The sequence below is a fragment of the Kosakonia pseudosacchari genome (assembly GCF_015167415.1).
Classification (GTDB): Bacteria; Pseudomonadota; Gammaproteobacteria; order Enterobacterales; family Enterobacteriaceae; genus Kosakonia; species Kosakonia pseudosacchari.
The window spans coordinates 806,552-822,689 of the sequence record NZ_CP063425.1 but is presented as its reverse complement, the minus strand read 5'-3'; the positions used below and the strand labels follow the sequence as shown (position 1 = coordinate 822,689).

The following is a 16,138-nucleotide window of genomic DNA, read 5'->3' as shown; positions in this document are numbered from 1 at the left end:
ACAACTCGCTGAATAATTTAATAATTATATTAGCACTTTTGCGTTTTTCTCTTACCCGGGACGGCAAAATACCGTTACTAAAGCAGGAAAAGAAGGCGCATAGTGATGAATGGCAGGCTATTTTAGGACAAAGCGTTATGGGGTATACGGTCGCGTTAACAGGCGGCATCGGCAGCGGTAAGAGCACCGTGGCAAATGCCTTTGCTGCATTGGGTGTTACTGTTATCGACGCGGATATTATCGCACGTCAGGTTGTAGAACCCGGTACTGAAGCATTACGCGCGATTGTCGGACATTTCGGCGCAGAAATGCTCCTCAAGGACGGCTCACTGAACCGTCGTTTGTTGCGTGAACATATTTTTGCTTCCCCAGCCGAGAAAGCATGGCTAAATGGTTTGCTCCACCCACTTATTCAAAAACTGACTCAACGCCAGATTGCGCAAGCGACGTCACCTTATGTACTGTGGGTTGTTCCGTTGCTGGTGGAAAACCAGCTTAATGATAAAGCCGATCGCATTTTAGTCATCGACGTCCCGGTTGAGACACAAATTTTACGCACCATGCAGCGCGATGGCGTGAGCCGAGAACATGCAGAAAAAATTCTCACGGCTCAGGCCACACGTGAAGCGCGACTTGCCATCGCAGATGATGTTATTGACAATAATGGCGCACCAGATGCGATAGCATCGGATGTTGCCCGCCTGCATGCAACCTATCTACGCAATGCTTCGCAGGCCGTATCACAGGAAAAACCGTAATGCACACCCACATTCTTTTTGAACATCCGCTTAACGAAAAGATGCGTACCTGGTTGCGCGTTGAGTTTTTACTGCAACAACTTTCGGTTCATTTACCAGTGAGCGATCACGCAGGCGCACTGCACTTTTTCCGCAACGTAGGTGAATTGCTGGATGTGTTTGAGCGGGGCGATACCCGCACTGAATTACTGAAAGAGCTGGAACGCCAGCAGCGTAAACTGCGAGCCTGGAGCGAACTGCCCGGCGTTGATCTCAACCGTATTGACGCTATCCGCCAGCAGTTAAAAGAGAGTGGCGCGGTATTGATGACTGCACCACGTATCGGTCAGTTGTTACGTGAAGATCGCCTGATTGGGCTGGTGCGTCAGCGCCTGAGCATCCCTGGCGGATGTTGTAGTTTCGATTTACCCACGCTGCATATGTGGCTGCACTTACCGCAAGAACAGCGCGATGCGCAAATCGAATTATGGCTTGCAAGCCTTGAGCCGCTGCGCGCGACGCTATCGCTTATACTTGATCTCATTCGCAGCGCTGCACCATTTCGTCGCCAGACCAGCCTGAATGGTTTTTACCAGGATAATGGCGAAGATGCCGACTTGTTGCGCCTGCAATTACCATTGAAAGAGCGTTTATATCCACAAATTTCCGGCCATAAGAGCCGCTTTGCTATACGTTTTATGCCCCTCGACAGCGAAAACGGCCTGGTACCGGAGCGGCTGGATTTTGAACTGGCCTGCTGTTAAGGAGTTCCGTAATGACTGAAGCTACGATAGTTAACTGCCCAACCTGCGGCAAATCTGTGGTCTGGGGTGAAGAAAGCCCGTTTCGCCCCTTCTGCTCCAAACGCTGCCAGCTTATTGACTTAGGTGAATGGGCAGCAGAAGAGAAACGTATTCCGAGTTCAGGCGATCTCACCGACAGCGATGACTGGAGTGAAGAGCAGCCGTAATCGCTGACGAACTTGCTGGCGCGTTGCTTAGCGCTGCGCCAGCCGGGTAATAATGGGTTCATTTGCTGGCGGGAAATCGTCCGCATTCAGCTTATCCTGCGCTATCCACTCGCCTGGCTGTCCCTCTTTGCCCCAGGGTTGCCCTTCCCAGCGCTCTACCAGCCAAAACCACAACGTGATATGGCGATCCGGGAACTGATATTCCAGCTTATCAAACAGTACCGCTTCAACTGGTGTTATACCCACTTCTTCCTGTAATTCGCGGATCATGGCTTGCTCCGGTGTTTCACCGGTCTCAATCTTGCCACCCGGGAACTCCAGTTTATTTGCCATATGCGCATCGGCGGCTCGCCGGGTAATAAAGATTTCTCCTTGCGGATTACGGATGATCCCTACGGCGATGTTGAGTATTTTCATTTTGCAGACCCCATAAAAAAGGCGCAGATATCTGCGCCTTAGTAATTATTATCAACGAGTTATGCCAGACGCCCGTGGCACTGTTTGTATTTTTTACCGGAACCACAAGGGCACGGATCGTTGCGCCCTACTTTGCGTTCGCCAGTTTGCGCGGCAAGCTCTGCCGCAGCGGCGGATTCGTCATCCTGGTGGCTCAGTTGCTGCATCTGCGCCAGACGTTCTGCTTCCTGACGGCGCTGCTGCTCCATCTCTTCCACTTCTTCCGGCATCCGAACCTGTACCTTACTCAAGGTACTAATAACTTCGTATTTCAGCGACTCCAGCATCGCAGCAAACATGGCGAAAGATTCGCGCTTATATTCCTGCTTCGGATCTTTTTGCGCATAACCACGCAGGTGGATACCCTGACGCAGATAATCCATCGCTGCCAGGTGCTCTTTCCACAGGGAATCAAGCGTTTGCAGCATTACGCCTTTTTCGAAGTGGCGCATCATCTCTGCGCCAACAACTTCCTCTTTGCGCTGATAGGTTTCAACCGCACTTTGCAGAATACGTTCACGCAGCGTTTCTTCATGCAGATCCGGCTCTTTATCGAGCCATTCTGCGATCGGCAGGTCAAGGTCGAAGTCGTTTTTCAGGTGTTCCTGCAGACCCGGGATATCCCACATCTCTTCCAGCGACTGCGGCGGAATATGGCCGTCAATCGTTGCTTTAAAGACATCTTCACGAATGCTGGTAATCGTTTCGCTAACATCAGACACATCCAGCAATTCGTTACGCTGGGTGTAAATCGCGCGACGCTGATCGTTGGCCACATCATCGTATTCCAGCAGTTGCTTACGAATATCAAAGTTGCGGCTTTCCACTTTACGCTGAGCGTTGGCAATGGCTTTGGTGACCCAAGGGTGTTCAATCGCTTCGCCCGGTTTCATCCCCAGCTTACGCATCATGCCGGAAACACGGTCGGAGGCGAAAATACGCATCAGCGCATCTTCCATGGAAAGATAGAAACGGGAGGAACCCGCATCGCCCTGACGACCGGAACGACCACGTAACTGGTTATCGATACGGCGTGATTCATGACGCTCAGTACCGATAATGTGCAGGCCGCCAGCCGCCAGCACCGCGTCGTGACGCACTTGCCAGTCGGCTTTCACTTTGGCGATTTGCTCAGGCGTTGGGTTTTCGATCTCTGCCAGCTCAGCCTGCCAGCTGCCGCCCAGCACGATATCCGTACCACGACCCGCCATGTTTGTCGCAATGGTCACCGCACCGGTGTAGCCCGCTTGCGCCACGATCTCTGCTTCTTTGGCGTGGAATTTGGCGTTCAGAACGTTGTGCTTGATGCCCGCTTTTGTCAGCTCATTGGACACAACTTCTGATTTTTCAATGGAGATAGTCCCCACCAGCACCGGCTGGCCTTTTGCCGTACGCTCTTTAATATCCTCGATAATCGCCTGAATTTTTTCCGCTTCGGTCATATAGACCAGATCCGCCATATCTTTACGGATCATCGGACGGTTAGTCGGAACGACAACGGTATCCAGTTTATAGATTGAACTGAATTCGAACGCTTCGGTATCCGCAGTACCGGTCATCCCGGCGAGTTTTTCATACAAACGGAAATAGTTCTGGAAGGTGATCGAGGCCAGCGTCTGGTTTTCATTCTGGATCTCCACGCCTTCTTTGGCTTCAACAGCCTGGTGCAGACCATCTGACCAGCGACGCCCCTGCATGGTACGCCCGGTGTGTTCGTCAACGATAATGACTTCACCATCTTTCACGATGTAGTCAACATCGCGGGTAAACAGTGCGTGGGCACGCAAAGCAGCAGTGACATGGTGCATCAGCATGATATTCGCTGGCGAGTAGAGCGACTCGCCCTCTTCCATGATGCCTTCTTTCACCAGAAGCTCTTCAATCAGCACCAGACCACGTTCGGTCAGGGTAACCTGACGCGCTTTCTCGTCTACGGAGAAGTGGCCTTCGCCCTGGAAAGTGTCGGAATCCTCTTTCTCCTGACGAATCAGGTGCGGAATGATTTTATTTACTTTTTTATACAGATCGGAGCTGTCTTCCGCCGGACCAGAGATGATCAGCGGGGTGCGCGCTTCATCGATAAGGATGGAGTCGACCTCATCCACCAGCGCGTAATGCAGTTTACGTTGCACACGTTCTTCAGGGCTGAATGCCATGTTATCGCGCAGGTAATCGAAGCCGTATTCGTTGTTTGTGCCGTAAGTAATGTCAGCGGCATAGGCTTCGCGCTTAGCGACAGACGGCATGCCCGGCAGGTTGATGCCAACGCTCAGGCCGAGAAATTCAAACAGTGGGCGGTTGTTTTCGGCGTCACGTTGCGCCAGATAGTCGTTCACGGTTACGACGTGCACGCCTTTACCGCTCAGGGCGTTCAGGTAGGCCGGCAATGTTGCGGTTAACGTTTTACCTTCACCGGTACGCATCTCTGCGATACAGCGATCGTTCAGGACCATACCGCCCAGCAATTGCACGTCGAAATGGCGCATGCCGAACACGCGTTTACTCGCTTCGCGTACGACCGCAAACGCCTCTGGCAGCAGGCTATCTACGATTTCGCCTTTTTCCAGACGCGCGCGGAACTCAGCAGTTTTACCTTTCAGCTCGTCATCACTGAGCTGCTCCATGGCCGGTTCCATGGCGTTAATCTGGGCAACAGTTTTACGCATGCGACGCAGCGTACGATCGTTACGACTACCGAATACTTTAGTTAACAAATTGGTAAGCATAATAAAAATCTCAAGCGCCCCGTTTTACGGAGCTAAAAATGGATAAAAAGACTCGTTTTTTTAGCTGAGACGCTGAGGCCCGGCGCGGATACCTTGTACCTGGCTTATCCAGGTGGAAACACGAAACGCAGCAGGCGGTGCGAAGGAGGTTTGGTCAGCAAGACGAACAATTGCTGGCGGCTTGCTTTCCAGCGTCAGCAGCGCGCTGAGCGTGTCCAGCAAAGCAAGATGATGTGCCTGAATCGGCAACGGCTCTTCCGTTGCAACCGGCAGCGCTTGCGGTGCCATGGCGAACGAAAGATGGCGAATAACGGTGCGAATGGCATGTTGGTGCCAATAGTCGACGGTAAAGTTCGGACGGCGTTTGGCTTCCAGCAAGACAAAACTGCTGAAATTGACCGCGCTGGCGTTATCGTGATTGCGGGTCGTTTCGCGTGCAGGCTGAGCGGCTTCCGTATTGCAGGCAAGCGCAGGCAAACCAAAACTTGCCGCGACCATCCCCAATAAGAGATGCGGCCAGAAATAGCGTCTGCCAAATTGTCGCCAGCGCGTCAGTATTCCGCTCACTTGCTCCACCCTAAAATAACGCCTGTCTCAAAATGCGTCAGTATATGTCGTTTTGCGCCCCAAATCTTACCACTAAAGCCACCACGCCACAGCAGTATTCGGACGTTGCAAGGTAGAAAACTGGACAGGAAAGCAGCAGTCGCGCTGAAAAAGCGGAAAGATAAGATTTTGAATTGGTTCTGCGCACAGGCGTTTTTATGAAGTGCACAAATAAAAACGACTGGTTTCCCTGACCGGAGAGAGTGCCAGGTTAACCAGTCGATTTTTGAGGTTATGGCGTTACGCCAGAACCATTGACGGAGCTTTGAATGCCAGCGGCAGTTCTGTTTCGTCTTCGAAAGTCACATATTCCCAGGCTTCCTGTTTCGCCAGAACAGCCTGCAACAGTTTATTATTCAGCGCATGACCAGATTTATAAGCGGTAAATGCACCAATAATGTTGTGACCACACATGAACAGATCGCCAATTGCATCCAGCATTTTGTGGCGAACAAATTCATCTTCGAAACGCAGACCGTCTTCGTTCAGTACGCGATAATCATCCACTACGATGGCACAATCGAAGCTACCGCCCAGGCACAGTCCGCGAGACTGGAGGTATTCGATATCACGCATGAAACCGAAGGTACGCGCACGGCTAATCTGGCGCATAAACGCGTCGGCAGAGAAGTTCATCGCGTAACGTTGCGTACTGGCATCAATTGCCGGGTGGTTAAAGTCGATGGTGAAGTCGAGTGAAAAACCGTTATGCGGTTTGAACTCAGCCCACTTGTCACCGTCTTCAACGCGCACCGTTTCTTTGATGCGAACAAATTTTTTGGCACTGTTCAGTTCTTCGAGCCCTGCATCCAGCAACAGGTAAACGAATGGTGCAGCACTGCCATCCATAATCGGAATTTCCGGCGCATCGACTTCGACAATAATGTTGTCGATGCCTAAACCAGCCAGAGCAGCATTTAAGTGCTCAACGGTTGAAATCCGCACGTCATGCTCATTCACCAGACAAGTACAGAGCATTGTATCACGCACAGATTTAGCATCAGCCGGGAAGTCTACCGGTGGATTTAAGTCAGTGCGACGATAGATGACCCCGGTATTTGCCGGCGCAGGGCGCAACGTCAGTGTGACTTTCTTGCCGGTATGTAAACCGACACCAGTCGCCTGAACGATACGTTTAAGTGTCCTTTGTTTGATCATCGTATAATCTCGCCTAATTACCAATCCATCCAAAGTGTATAACACAATCGGACGGGCAGTTTAGCACAAAGAGCGACGAAGCCCAACTTCCAGCAAATTCTTAATCTGCTTGCTTACGCAAAAACGCTGGAATATCCAGATAATCAGGCTCTTTAGTGGTCTGCGGCGTATTGTCGTTAACCACTTTCGCTGGCTTCTGCTCCTGCTGCATCGGCTGCATGCCGTGCTGCTGATAGCGGTCCATTACCGGCTGCTGCGCTTGTTTATTGGTGACCAGGGTAATTTCCGGACGCTTGTCCATACCGATACCGGTCGCCACAACAGTGACACGCAGTTCGTCGTTCATATCCGGATCAAGCGAAGTACCGATCACCACGGTTGCGTTATCCGATGCAAACGCACGGATAGTGTTACCTACCGTCTCGAACTCATCCAGACGCAGATCAAAGCCCGCCGTAATGTTAACCAGTACACCACGCGCACCAGACAGATCGATATCTTCAAGCAGCGGGCTGGAAATGGCCATTTCGGCCGCTTCTTCCGCGCGATCTTCGCCGCTGGCAACGCCAGAACCCATCATTGCGTAGCCCATTTCGGACATCACAGTGCGCACGTCAGCAAAGTCGACGTTCATCAGACCCGGGCGCGTAATCAGTTCGGCAATACCCTGCACGGCGCCTTTCAGTACATCGTTCGCCGCGCCAAATGCGTCCAGCAAAGAAATACCGCGGCCCAGCACTTTCAGCAGTTTGTCGTTAGGAATGGTGATCAGCGAGTCCACATGCTTGGAAAGCTCAGTGATCCCCTGTTCCGCAAATGCCATACGCTTCTTGCCTTCAAAATTGAAAGGCTTGGTCACGACAGCAACGGTCAGGATGCCTAAATCTTTTGCAACTTCAGCCACTACAGGCGCCGCACCGGTACCGGTACCGCCACCCATTCCCGCTGCGATAAAGACCATGTCAGCACCTTCCAGCGCAGCGCGCAGCGCTTCACGATCCTCTTCCGCCGCGTTACGGCCTACTTCAGGGTTTGCCCCAGCGCCCAGACCTTTAGTGATACCACCGCCGATCTGAATGGTCTGTCCCACCGCTGTTTTACGCAACGCCTGCGCGTCGGTATTCACCGCGAAGAACTCAACCCCTTCGATGCGCTCGCGCACCATATGCTCTACGGCGTTACCGCCGCCGCCACCGACGCCGATGACTTTAATCACCGCGTCGTTGGTTAATTCCATCGGTTCAAACATAATCTCTCTCCGTTGTGCCTGTCGCCTGAGACCGCTAATTCTCTACGGTCTCTGAAAAAAATTAAAACTCTTTTCGTAGCCAGCTGTTGATTCGTTTGAACCACGAACCCACTGACACGCGTTTTTCAACTTCTGCTTCACCACTTAAATGGGTCTCTTTCCCGTAGTGCAGCAACCCCACCGCCGTTGAATAGTACGGCTCCTGGGCGTAATCCGTTAAGCCAGTAATATTGAGCGGCGCACCGATACGCACCTGCGTATGGAACACACGCTGCGCGCAGGCCGCCAGGCCTTCCATTTGCGCAGCACCGCCGGTCAACACAATCCCCGCCGCCAGATGATGTTTCACACCTTGTTGGCGAAGCTGTTCTTGCAACTGCAAAATCTCGTCGTTCACCAGGTTGAGCAGCTCGGTGTAGCGCGGCTCTATTACGTCTGCCAGCGTTTGGCGCTGCAGGCTACGTGGCGGACGGCCACCGACACTCGGCACCTCAACGCTCTCGTCTTTGCCAACCAGCGAACCCAGGGCACAACCATGGCGAACTTTAATCGCCTCAGCATCGCTCGGCGGTGTTCCAAACGCATACGCAATATCGCTGGTAACCACGTTCCCCGCATAAGGGATAACTTTGGTATGACGCAGCGCACCGCCGGTATAAACCGCCATATCCATTGTACCACCGCCGATGTCGACAACGCAGACACCCAGCTCACGTTCATCTTCAGTCAGCACGGAGTAGCTGGAAGCCAGTCCGGCAAAAATAAGTTGGTCAACTTTCAATCCACATCGTTCAACAGCTTTAACGATGTTTTTCGCCATATCGTTATGGCAAGTAATCAAATGCACTTTCGCCTGCATGCGTACGCCGGACAAACCTACCGGGTTTTTAATCCCTTCCTGGTAGTCGATAGCGTACTCCTGTGGAATCACATGTAAAACACGGTGTTCATCGCGCACACGTACCGATTTAGCCGTATGCACCACGTTTTCCACATCTTCCTGCGTAACTTCTTCTTCCGAAATCGGCACCATACCAATTTCGTTCTGACAGCTAATATGTTTCCCCGAGAGCGCAAGGTAGACCGATGAAATCTGGCAATCGGCCATCAATTCAGCCTGATCGATAGCGCGCTGAACGCATTTCACCACCGATTCCAGATCGTTCACTCCGCCTTTATCCATCCCACGAGACGGACAACTGCCTACGCCAATGATATTCACAATACCGTCGGGCAGAACTTCCCCTACTAAAGCGGCGACCTTCGCGGTGCCAATCTCCAGTCCAACTACCAGTTTTCTGTCCGTCGCCTTGATCATTGTTGCTCTGCCTGTGCCTGATTCTGTTGTGCCTGATTTTGCTGCTGATTCGGTTCCTGAACAGGGGCCGCTTTCCAGCCTACGGCCGCACCTGAGTCATAGCGTAAATCCACGTAGCTAATCTCTTTGCCATCCGTTTGCGCCTGCTGCTGGAGCACCGGGTAGAGTTCCACAAAACGCGCCAGACGTTTCATCGTATCGCCACGGCCCAGATTAAGCTTGATGTCATTACTCAGCGTTACTTGCCATGAACGCCGCGCGGTCATCGCCGCCTCTTTTAACGTGAATTTATCCTTTGCCAGCACTTGCCCCATGTCGCGGTAGCCCTGTAATACTTCGCTTTCACTCCCTTCAGGGCCGTACAACATCGGTAAAACCTGCTTACTGGTACGTTCGGCCGGCACGCTAAATGCGTTGCCGTCCACATCGACCATATGTTGATCATTCCACCGTGCAATGGGCACATATTCAACCAGATGAATCTTCAATTCGTCTGGCCACTGTTTTCTGACGCTCGCCTGCTTGATCCAGGGCAGACGTTCTATCTGGCTTTGAATGATGTTAACGTCCTGCGTCATAAACGTGCCGGGCGCGCCCAACGCCAAAATAGACTGGCGAATATCATCGTTGCGGGTGTAATGACGATCGCCAGTCAACACCAGCTTTGATAACGGCAAACGCTGCGCGTCGTCCATCCAGCCCAGTACCACCCAGCCACTCACCAACACAGTGCATAGCACCGTCAGCAGGAATACGATACCTGCAAGACGCGTTCCATTGTTGCGGCGGGAGATTTTTACAGCCTCCGCTTCGCGGTTTCGCGTGTTCAGCGCAGCCTGTGACATATCACTCCGCCAATTCCAGAATGCGAACAACTAACTGGGAGAAACTCAACCCTGCCTGACGTGCTGCCATCGGCACCAGACTATGGCTGGTCATCCCTGGCGACGTGTTCGCTTCCAGCAAATAAAATTGTCCATCGCTGTCCAGCATGACATCAACACGACCCCAACCGCGACAGCCTAAAATTTGCCAGGCTTCACGCGCCAGGTCTTGTAATGCTGCTTCATCGTCCGCTTCCAGACCTGATGGGCAAAAATACATCGTCTCATCAGAGAGATACTTCGCCTCATAATCATAGAAGATTCCCGCAGGTTGAATACGGATCGACGGTAAAATTTCGTTTCCAAGCAATGCGACAGTAAATTCCGGCCCACTGAGCCATTTTTCGATCAGAACTTCATCATCATGTTGAAATGCAAGCGCTAATGCTGCATGCAATTCTTCTTTTTTATCGACTTTTGACATTCCGACGCTTGAGCCTTCGCGGCTGGGCTTGACAATAACAGGTAAACCCAACTCCTCAATGCGTTGAATATCAATAGTTTTCAGGCCTGATTCAAATTCGCTGCGCGTCAGAGCTACCCACGGCGCAACGGGCAACCCCGCCCCCTGCCACAGTAGCTTGCTACGCCATTTATCCATTGAAATCGCCGAGGCCATCACACCGCTCCCGGTATATGGGATATCGGTTAATTCAAGTAGCCCCTGCAGGGTGCCATCTTCGCCGCCGCGACCATGCAAAGCGATAAACGCTTTACTGAAACCCATCTCTTTCAGGCGGGTGACATCCGCATCGCGCGGATCCACACCATGCGCATCAACGCCGCCCTCACGCAAACCTGCCAGCACCGCTGCACCGGAATTAAGCGAAACGTCGCGCTCGGCGGAGGTTCCGCCCAGCAGAACCGCTACTTTCTCAGCCACGGCGCTCCTCCTCCATAGTCTGCGGTTTCAGTTTGCTCTCGGCCAGGCTGCGCGCAATCTTACCGACGTTACCGGCCCCCTGGATCAGGATCAGATCGTTGCCGGTCAGCACCGGTGCCAGCATCGCGGCAACCTGCGCCGGATCGGACACCAGAATCGGATCGATCTTGCCGCGCCCGCGAATAGTGCGGCACAGAGAACGGCTATCTGCGCCAGGGATCGCTGCTTCGCCCGCCGGATAAACTTCCAGCATCAACAGCGAATCCACCTGGGTCAGCACATTGGCAAAATCGTCATACAGATCACGTGTACGCGTGTAACGGTGCGGCTGAAACAGCATCACCAGGTTTTTATCCGGCCAGCCTGCACGCGCTGCTTTGATAGTGGCGTCCACTTCTGTCGGATGGTGACCATAATCGTCAACCAGCATTGCGGTACCGGCTTTACCGTTTACCTCTTGCAGCGGGTATTCACCAAGGAAGTCGAAACGGCGGCCTGTCCCCTGGAAGCTTTCCAGCGCACGCAGGATCGCGTCATCTTCAATCCCCTCTTCCGTTGCCACTGCAACGGCTGCTGCCGCGTTTAACGCATTATGGCGACCTGGCGCATTCAGCGTCACGCGCAGTTCCGGTTTATCCTGGCGCACCAGCGTAAAGTGCCCTTGCGGCCCAACCTGGCGGTAGTTTTCCACACGGACATCAGCATCATCACTAAAACCGTAGGTGGTAATCTGGCGACCTACACGCGGCAACAACTCCCGAATCACCGGATCGTCGACACACATCACCGCACGTCCATAGAACGGCAGGTTGTGCAGGAAGTTGATAAAGGTCGTTTTTAAATTCTCGAAGTCGCCCTGGTAGGTATCCATGTGGTCAGCTTCGATATTGGTGACAATCGCCACCATCGGCTGCAGATGCAGGAACGAGGCATCGCTCTCATCCGCCTCCGCGATCAGGTAACGGCTATGCCCCAGGCGCGCATGCACGCCAGCGGCTTTCACTAGCCCACCATTGACAAAAGTCGGGTCCAGCCCGGCTTCAGCATAAATACTTGCCACCATCGCCGTGGTGGTTGTTTTGCCGTGCGTACCGGCAATGGCAATGCCGTGGCGAAAACGCATTAATTCCGCCAGCATCTCTGCGCGGCGGATCACCGGAATGCGCGCTTCATGCGCCGCTACGATTTCCGGGTTATCGGCAGAGATCGCGCTGGAGACCACCACAACGCTCGCATCGCTCACGTTTTCCGGGCGGTGGTTGAAATAAATCGTGGCGCCAAGCGACGTCAATTGCTGCGTAACCGGATTGGGCGCCAAATCGGAGCCGCTAATCTGGTAACCTTCGTTGGCCAGCACTTCGGCAATACCGCCCATGCCAGCACCGCCAATGCCGACAAAGTGAATGTGCCGGACGCGACGCATCTCGGGCACGATTGAACGCAGTTTCGCCAGTTCTTGTGTATTCATTCTCTAAACGCCATCGACTACTTAAATTTGCGCGACGCAAAAGGCGTCGCCAGTATTTATGCCTGCGCTGCCAGGCTCACTTCGTTTGCCACCCGTTCGGTAGCATCGGGGATCGCTGCCGCGCGCGCGCGTTCGGCCATCTCCAGTAATGCCTCGCGGTTCCAGCCCGCGAGCGTCGCAGCCACCGCATCAACGGTAAATTGCGGTTGCTCCAGAATCTTTGCTGCACCCGCTTTTTCCAGCGGCAAGGCATTCCAGTACTGCTGCCGATCTTTGTGCTGGAACGGCACAAATAGCGCTGGTAATCCTGCGGCGGCGATCTCGCTGACCGTTAGCGCGCCGGAGCGGCAAACCACCACATCCGCCCACGCATAGGCTTGTGCCATATCGTCAATAAACTCAGTAACTTTATGCTGAGGTTCGCCAGCGCTTGCATAGGCTTGCTCAACCTCCTGCTGCGCACCCTTCCCGCTCTGATGCCAGATAGTGACGGCGGCGCCTAACTTTGCTGCAACCTGCGGCATCGTCTGGTTAAGCACGCGCGCGCCTTGCGATCCACCAACAACCAGCACCCGCACCGGGCCTTCACGACCGGGCAGACGTTGCTGCGGCAGCGGCAGCGCCAACACATCGACACGCACCGGATTACCGACGACTTCCGCTGTCGGGAAAGCGCCCGGAAATGCCTGCATCACTTTGGTGGCGATTTTCGCCAGCCATTTGTTGGTCAAACCGGCAATACCGTTTTGCTCATGCAGCACCACCGGAATACCGAGTGACCAGGCTGCCAGCCCGCCAGGACCGGAAACATAACCGCCCATCCCCAGCACCACATCAGGTTTAAAGCGCTGCATAATGGCGCGTGCCTGGCGCCACGCATTGAAGATACGCACCGGCGCCAGCAACTGCGCCTTAATACCTTTGCCGCGCAGACCGGAGATGCGAATGAAATCGATCTCGATGCCGTGTTTTGGCACCAGGTCAGCTTCCATGCGATCGGCGGTTCCGAGCCAGCGCACTTGCCAGCCCTGATCCATCAAATGGTGCGCGACCGCAAGACCGGGGAAGACATGCCCGCCGGTACCGCCAGCCATCACCATTAACCGCTTTGGTTGACCACTCATCACACACCTCGTGTAAATGCCTGGGCTTTCTCCAGACGCGTTTCATAATCTATGCGTAGCAGCAGCGTAATCGCCACTGACATAATTAATAAGCTGGAACCACCGTAACTGATAAGCGGCAACGTCAACCCTTTGGTCGGCAGCATACCTGCCGCAGCACCAACGTTAACCAGCGCCTGGAAGCTAAACCAGATACCTATCGAGCAGGCCAGAAACCCTGAAAAACGGTGATCAATTTCCAGCGCTTTCCGCCCGATGGACATGGCGCGGAAAGCGACGAAGAATACCATTAAAAGTGCCGCTACCACACCGATATAACCGAGTTCTTCGCCGATAATGGAGAAGATAAAGTCGGTATGCGCTTCCGGCAGATACTCCAGTTTCTGAATCGAATTACCTAAGCCCTGGCCCCACAATTCACCGCGGCCAAACGCCATTAACGACTGGGTAAGCTGATAACCGCTACCAAAGGGATCTTCCCATGGGTTCCAGAACGACGTTACGCGGCGAATACGATAAGGTTCGGCAAGGATCAGCAGCACTACCGCTGAAATCCCCATACCGATAATGGCGATGAACTGCCACAGCTTCGCCCCCGCCAGGAACAGCATCGCCAGCGTGGTGATAAACAGTACCACCACCGTACCGAGGTCCGGCTGCGCCAGCAGCAACACCGCCAGCACCAGGATAACCCCCATTGGTTTTAAGAAGCCGCGCAGGTTGTTTCGCACTTCGTCTACTTTGCGCACCAGGTAGTTCGCCAGATAGCAGAACAATGACAGCTTGGTGAACTCCGCTGGCTGGAAACGCATCAGCCCGAGGTCAATCCAGCGCGATGCCCCATTGATCGAACTCCCCACAACCAGCACCACCAGCAGCATGATGATCGCGGCGATCAGCATTGCTGAACTGTATTTTTGCCAGAAATCCATTGGCAGCCGTAATGTCACCATCGACATACAAAACGCGAGGAACAGATACAGCGCGTGACGCTTGGCAAAGAAGAAGGGATCGTCTGTCAGGCGCTGCCCAACTGGCATCGACGCCGACGTCACCATGATGAAGCCGATTGCCGCAAGGCCCAGCGTCAGCCACAGCAGCGTGCGGTCATACATGACCAGGCTGTCGGTATCTTTCTGCCGCGAGCCCATGACCCAGCCTTTTAACGCCGTGAACAGCCAGGCCAGGATGCTAAATCCTGGCAGGCGCGGCATTCTCGGGCGGGGGAGCGTTAAACGCATCAGCCTAACTCCTGCGCCAGACGGGTAAAGACATCGCCCCGTTGTTCGAAATTTTTAAACTGATCAAGGCTGGCGCAAGCGGGTGACAACAGCACCATATCGCCCGGCTGTACACGTGTCGCGATTAACCGCATGGCCTGATCCATTGTCTCGGTTTGATCCGCGATTTCCGGGCGCAGCGCCGCCAGCTCCGCGCCGTCACGACCGAAGCAGTAAAGACGAATACGATCGCCGCTCAGATAACGCTTCAGCGGGGAGAAATCTGCCGACTTCCCGTCACCGCCGAGCAGCAAATGCAGCGTGCCGTCGATGTGCAAACCATTCAATGCTGCTTCTGTGCTGCCGACATTGGTTGCTTTCGAGTCGTTGATCCAGCGCACGCCGTTATGCTCCAGCGCCAGCTGGAAGCGGTGAGCCAGCCCGGTAAAGGTCGTCAGCGCTTTCAGGCTGCTGGCGCGCGGTAAACCGACGGCATCCGCCAGCGCCAGCGCTGCCAGCGCATTGGTGTAGTTGTGCTGGCCGCTCAGTTTCATCTCGGCTACGTTCAGCACTTTCTCACCTTTCACGCGCAGCCAGGTTTCACCCTGTTGGCGGTTTAAGTGGTAATCGCCGACATCAACGCCAAAACTGACACAACGTTCATCCGCGCCGCGTACCGGCATCGTCAAAGCGTCATCGGCATTCACCACGCACACTTTCGCGTTTTCATACACGCGCAGCTTGGCAGCACGATATTGCTGCAACCCAAACGGATAGCGATCCATATGATCTTCCGTGACGTTCAGGATGGTGGCCGCCGCCGCGTGCAGGCTTGAAGTGGTTTCCAACTGAAAGCTGGAAAGCTCCAGTACATACAGTTCGCGCGCATCGTCGAGGAGCATCAGCGCTGGCAGACCGATATTGCCGCCAACCCCGACGTTCACTCCGGCAGCTTCAGCCATCTCACCAACCAGCTTCGTGACGGTGCTTTTGCCGTTAGAGCCAGTGATGGCGATTACCGGAGCCTGCGCTTCACGGCAGAAAAGTTCAATATCGCCAACGATCTCAACACCTGCATCTGCCGCCGCGCTCAGGGAAGGATGCGCCAGTGCGATGCCCGGGCTTGCAACGACCAGATCGGCGGCCAGCAACCAGTCATCGTTAAGACTACCAAGATGGCGTTCCACCGCCTCCGGCAGCTTGTCCAGCCCCGGCGGAGAAACGCGCGTATCCATCACACGCGGCGTGACACCGCGTGCGAGGAAAAAGTCCACACAGGAAAGGCCTGTGAGACCCAAACCGATGATGACGACTTTTTTACCCTGGTAATCAGCCATGA

General features: G+C 54.0%; 15 protein-coding genes. 3 read left to right on the top strand and 12 right to left on the bottom strand.

Features of this window, described 5'->3' with window-relative positions:
- Positions 1 to 137: 137 nt before the first annotated feature.
- The 3 genes from coaE to yacG are packed head-to-tail and all read left to right on the top strand — an operon-like array spanning position 138 to position 1,707.
- Positions 138 to 758: a dephospho-CoA kinase gene (gene coaE / locus IP581_RS03800; protein WP_193822637.1), complete on the top strand. Its 621-nt coding sequence runs from the start codon at positions 138 to 140 to the stop codon at positions 756 to 758.
- Positions 758 to 1,501: a cell division protein ZapD gene (gene zapD, locus IP581_RS03795; protein ID WP_193821794.1), complete on the top strand. Its 744-nt coding sequence runs from the start codon at positions 758 to 760 to the stop codon at positions 1,499 to 1,501. The genes coaE and zapD overlap by 1 nt, the downstream gene beginning before the upstream one ends.
- Positions 1,502 to 1,512: 11 nt before the next feature.
- Positions 1,513 to 1,707: a DNA gyrase inhibitor YacG gene (gene yacG / locus IP581_RS03790; RefSeq protein WP_193821793.1), complete on the top strand. Its 195-nt coding sequence runs from the start codon at positions 1,513 to 1,515 to the stop codon at positions 1,705 to 1,707.
- A 27-nt stretch (positions 1,708 to 1,734) separates the two neighbouring features.
- Here yacG and mutT read toward each other — a convergent pair whose 3' ends face one another.
- The 12 genes from mutT to murD all read right to left on the bottom strand — a co-directional run bounded on the left by mutT (position 1,735) and on the right by murD (position 16,136).
- Positions 1,735 to 2,124 (bottom strand): 8-oxo-dGTP diphosphatase MutT, encoded by a 390-nt coding sequence (mutT, locus tag IP581_RS03785; protein WP_097401280.1) that lies wholly within the window; start codon positions 2,122 to 2,124, stop codon positions 1,735 to 1,737.
- A 59-nt stretch (positions 2,125 to 2,183) separates the two neighbouring features.
- Positions 2,184 to 4,889: a preprotein translocase subunit SecA gene (secA, locus tag IP581_RS03780; RefSeq protein ID WP_193821792.1), complete on the bottom strand. Its 2,706-nt coding sequence runs from the start codon at positions 4,887 to 4,889 to the stop codon at positions 2,184 to 2,186.
- 60 nt (positions 4,890 to 4,949) lie between these two features.
- The gene (gene secM / locus IP581_RS03775; protein ID WP_176519697.1) at positions 4,950 to 5,456 is read right to left on the bottom strand and encodes a secA translation cis-regulator SecM; all 507 of its coding nucleotides are present in this window, start codon (positions 5,454 to 5,456) and stop codon (positions 4,950 to 4,952) included.
- Between the two features lie 279 nt (positions 5,457 to 5,735).
- A complete protein-coding gene (lpxC, locus tag IP581_RS03770; protein WP_097401278.1) occupies positions 5,736 to 6,653 on the bottom strand; it encodes a UDP-3-O-acyl-N-acetylglucosamine deacetylase in 918 nt (305 codons plus the stop codon).
- A 100-nt stretch (positions 6,654 to 6,753) separates the two neighbouring features.
- Positions 6,754 to 7,902 carry a cell division protein FtsZ gene (gene ftsZ / locus IP581_RS03765; protein ID WP_007373153.1) on the bottom strand — a complete coding sequence of 383 codons (1,149 nt, stop codon included), beginning with the start codon at positions 7,900 to 7,902 and terminating at the stop codon, positions 6,754 to 6,756.
- Positions 7,903 to 7,963: 61 nt separating this feature from the next.
- A complete protein-coding gene (gene ftsA, locus IP581_RS03760; RefSeq protein WP_017457932.1) occupies positions 7,964 to 9,220 on the bottom strand; it encodes a cell division protein FtsA in 1,257 nt (418 codons plus the stop codon).
- Positions 9,217 to 10,065 (bottom strand): cell division protein FtsQ, encoded by an 849-nt coding sequence (ftsQ, locus tag IP581_RS03755; protein WP_045511930.1) that lies wholly within the window; start codon positions 10,063 to 10,065, stop codon positions 9,217 to 9,219. Before ftsQ ends, ftsA begins: the two co-directional genes overlap by 4 nt.
- Before the next feature lies 1 nt (position 10,066).
- A complete protein-coding gene (locus IP581_RS03750; RefSeq protein ID WP_193821791.1) occupies positions 10,067 to 10,987 on the bottom strand; it encodes a D-alanine--D-alanine ligase in 921 nt (306 codons plus the stop codon).
- Positions 10,980 to 12,455, bottom strand: coding sequence for a UDP-N-acetylmuramate--L-alanine ligase (gene murC / locus IP581_RS03745; protein ID WP_193821790.1), 1,476 nt, complete (start codon positions 12,453 to 12,455; stop codon positions 10,980 to 10,982). The genes IP581_RS03750 and murC overlap by 8 nt, the downstream gene beginning before the upstream one ends.
- A gap of 56 nt (positions 12,456 to 12,511) precedes the next feature.
- On the bottom strand, positions 12,512 to 13,579 hold the full coding sequence (murG, locus tag IP581_RS03740; protein WP_086870525.1) for an undecaprenyldiphospho-muramoylpentapeptide beta-N-acetylglucosaminyltransferase: 1,068 nt from the start codon (positions 13,577 to 13,579) through the stop codon (positions 12,512 to 12,514).
- Positions 13,579 to 14,820 (bottom strand): cell division protein FtsW, encoded by a 1,242-nt coding sequence (gene ftsW, locus IP581_RS03735; RefSeq protein ID WP_097401276.1) that lies wholly within the window; start codon positions 14,818 to 14,820, stop codon positions 13,579 to 13,581. The genes murG and ftsW overlap by 1 nt, the downstream gene beginning before the upstream one ends.
- Positions 14,820 to 16,136 carry a UDP-N-acetylmuramoyl-L-alanine--D-glutamate ligase gene (gene murD, locus IP581_RS03730; RefSeq protein WP_193821789.1) on the bottom strand — a complete coding sequence of 439 codons (1,317 nt, stop codon included), beginning with the start codon at positions 16,134 to 16,136 and terminating at the stop codon, positions 14,820 to 14,822. The genes ftsW and murD overlap by 1 nt, the downstream gene beginning before the upstream one ends.
- Positions 16,137 to 16,138: the final 2 nt, after the last annotated feature.

What these genes read in the sequence shown, in the direction of transcription:
- ftsA (WP_017457932.1), bottom strand. Translation starts at nt 9,220, where the DNA reads ATGATCAAGGCGACGGACAGAAAACTGGTAGTTGGACTGGAGATTGGC.
- zapD (WP_193821794.1), top strand. Translation starts at nt 758, where the DNA reads ATGCACACCCACATTCTTTTTGAACATCCGCTTAACGAAAAGATGCGT.
- murC (WP_193821790.1), bottom strand. Translation starts at nt 12,455, where the DNA reads ATGAATACACAAGAACTGGCGAAACTGCGTTCAATCGTGCCCGAGATG.
- ftsQ (WP_045511930.1), bottom strand. Translation starts at nt 10,065, where the DNA reads ATGTCACAGGCTGCGCTGAACACGCGAAACCGCGAAGCGGAGGCTGTA.
- ftsZ (WP_007373153.1), bottom strand. Translation starts at nt 7,902, where the DNA reads ATGTTTGAACCGATGGAATTAACCAACGACGCGGTGATTAAAGTCATC.
- coaE (WP_193822637.1), top strand. Translation starts at nt 138, where the DNA reads ATGGGGTATACGGTCGCGTTAACAGGCGGCATCGGCAGCGGTAAGAGC.
- ftsW (WP_097401276.1), bottom strand. Translation starts at nt 14,820, where the DNA reads ATGCGTTTAACGCTCCCCCGCCCGAGAATGCCGCGCCTGCCAGGATTT.
- secA (WP_193821792.1), bottom strand. Translation starts at nt 4,889, where the DNA reads ATGCTTACCAATTTGTTAACTAAAGTATTCGGTAGTCGTAACGATCGT.
- murD (WP_193821789.1), bottom strand. Translation starts at nt 16,136, where the DNA reads ATGGCTGATTACCAGGGTAAAAAAGTCGTCATCATCGGTTTGGGTCTC.
- murG (WP_086870525.1), bottom strand. Translation starts at nt 13,579, where the DNA reads ATGAGTGGTCAACCAAAGCGGTTAATGGTGATGGCTGGCGGTACCGGC.
- mutT (WP_097401280.1), bottom strand. Translation starts at nt 2,124, where the DNA reads ATGAAAATACTCAACATCGCCGTAGGGATCATCCGTAATCCGCAAGGA.
- yacG (WP_193821793.1), top strand. Translation starts at nt 1,513, where the DNA reads ATGACTGAAGCTACGATAGTTAACTGCCCAACCTGCGGCAAATCTGTG.
- lpxC (WP_097401278.1), bottom strand. Translation starts at nt 6,653, where the DNA reads ATGATCAAACAAAGGACACTTAAACGTATCGTTCAGGCGACTGGTGTC.